Annotated in this window: 1 protein-coding gene; it reads left to right on the forward strand. The window is 68.3% G+C overall.

The genetic code is table 11. From position 1 onward, the window contains the following. Positions 1-50 precede the first annotated feature (50 nt). Positions 51-1,448, forward strand: coding sequence for an IS701 family transposase (locus ACFQS1_RS40395; RefSeq protein ID WP_378978356.1), 1,398 nt, complete (start codon positions 51-53; stop codon positions 1,446-1,448). Positions 1,449-1,470 lie beyond the last annotated feature (22 nt).

Here is a 1,470-nt window from a genome sequence, read left to right on the forward strand (position 1 = left end):
GGTGGGGGCGGTGTCCAACATGGACGCAGCCGCCTGTTGATCATGTGTTTGTGAGGACAACAAGATCAAAGGCGGCTGCTGCTGCCAGGATAGAGGCTGCCCGGACCGCCCGGACCGCGGGTGAGTTGCTGGAGCGGTTGCGGTCGTGTTTCGTGCGCACGCAGACCTGGCAGCACGCGGGCCGGTATGTATCGGCGCTGGTCAGCGAGATCCCGAAACGGAACGGGTGGACGATCGCGCAGCAGGTCGGGGACCGCACCCCGGATCGTACCCAAAGGTTGCTGAACCGGGCGGTGTGGGACGGGCAGGCGGCGGCCAGTCAGGTGCGCCGGTTCGTCGTGACCGGCCTGGACGCGGTGGCCGGACGCCGGACGCGGCGGGGGTTGCGGATCGCCGCGCTGGACGAGACCGGCCAGCAGAAGGCCGGCACGGCGACGTGCGGGGTCAAACGACAGTACATGGGCTGTGCCGGCCGGCTCGCGAACGGGATCAACACGGTGCACCTGGCATATGTCCGTGAACGTGTCGGGCATGCGCTGATCGCCGCGCGGCAATGGATCCCGGCCGAGCACCTGTCGGACCCGGACACCAGGTCGCAGATGGGCATCGCCGACGGGCTGGTGTTCCGGACCAAAGGGCAGCTGGCCATCGACATCTGCACCGATGCCTACGCCGACGGCGTCACCTTCGATTTCGTCTGCGGTGACGAGGTCTACGGCAACTGCACCCAGCTGCGGGAGTTCTTCGAACAGCGGCAACAGGCCTACGTGCTGCGCGTGGCCTCGAACTTCATGCTCACCCTCAACGCCGAGACCCGGATGACCTGCGCGAAGGCCGTCGCTTTGCTCGCCACCGACAAACGCCGGTGGCAGGTCCGCTCGGCCGGTCCCGGTTCGAAAGGCCAGCGCTGGTACGCGTGGGCGTGGATCGCGGCCGGCTCACGGCATTACCTGCTGGTCCGCCGTCACCTCACCAGTGGTGACCTGGCCTTTCACTACTGCTACGTACCGCACGGCCAGCCGCTGACCCTGGCCCGGCTCGTGCGGGCCGCCGGGCTGCGCTGGCCGGTCGAGGAAACCTTCGAGTTCAGCAAGGACTCCTTCGGCCTCGACCAATGCCAAGCCCGGCTCCACACCGCGATCCTCCGGCACACCGTGCTGGTCATGACCGCCCTGGCCATCTGCGCGATCACCGCCGCCCGCCTCAAAACCCGCACCGGCACCCAAGCCCCGCCACCGGACACACCCGATCAACGGCCACCAGCCGAGCCCGGCATGATCCCGCTGACCATCCCCGAAACCGCCCGCCTGCTCGCCACCACCTGGCACCGGCCGAAACCCGCCGACCACGACACCCACTGGCGCAACTGGCGCCGCCGCCACCAAGCCCGAGCACGCTGGTTCCACCAACGCGCACGTCTCCGACGAGACTATGTCCTGGCCAGCTAGCAAATGGCGGCTGCCGTACTAG

The sequence above is a fragment of the Paractinoplanes rhizophilus genome, from assembly GCF_042664765.1.
Lineage (GTDB): Bacteria > Actinomycetota > Actinomycetes > Mycobacteriales > Micromonosporaceae > Actinoplanes > Actinoplanes rhizophilus.